Source organism: Thiomicrorhabdus heinhorstiae (genome assembly GCF_013391765.2).
Taxonomy (GTDB): domain Bacteria; phylum Pseudomonadota; class Gammaproteobacteria; order Thiomicrospirales; family Thiomicrospiraceae; genus Thiomicrorhabdus; species Thiomicrorhabdus heinhorstiae.
In genome coordinates this window covers 1-460 of sequence record NZ_JACBGI020000062.1, presented here as the reverse complement: position 1 = coordinate 460, position 460 = coordinate 1, and the positions used below count along the sequence as shown (strand labels likewise).

2 protein-coding genes are annotated in these 460 nt (G+C 49.8%); one reads left to right on the top strand and one right to left on the bottom strand.

Annotated elements, in window-relative coordinates; translation table 11 throughout:
• On the top strand, positions 1-187 hold a 187-nt coding region (locus H8792_RS12635), incomplete at its 5' end, for a hypothetical protein (protein WP_228767123.1).
• 27 nt (positions 188-214) lie between these two features.
• Here the strand turns inward: H8792_RS12635 and H8792_RS12630 are convergent.
• Positions 215-460: hypothetical protein (locus tag H8792_RS12630; RefSeq protein ID WP_228767122.1), on the bottom strand; the 246-nt coding region annotated here is incomplete at its 5' end.

Sequence of the window (460 nt, the reverse complement as noted above, 5' to 3'; positions counted from 1 at the left end):
ATTTTTGAAAGGCCGCCTCGCCGCCAGGTGGCTCTCGACGGGGCGCTTTTTCGTATTAGCAATCCACCCTGGCGTCTGTGCGCAGCTCGTTGAGCTGATCTCTATTGATTTCGACCCAATGAGCAACCAGGAAAAATCTGCGACAGGATTTGGTGGCGGTACAGGTGCTGTCCCCTGTTTTGAGTGACCTCCACATGCGTATTACCGACACCTATCACTGATTTATCGATGTTAGTGGTCTAATAGTTTGGCCATGATCTTTGACACGGTCATCCTCGATAACGATTTTGCTGCTGGAGGAGACGTAGTACTCGCTCGTCTGTGCGAGGTCTTGGACGAGCATTAAATAGCCTCTTGAATCGCTACGCGACCACGTGTCGCTATTGCCTTGCTCTATTGAGAAGTAGTCCTCACTGGGGTTGCTATCAGTCTTCCATGAACTTACTGCAACTTTTACAAC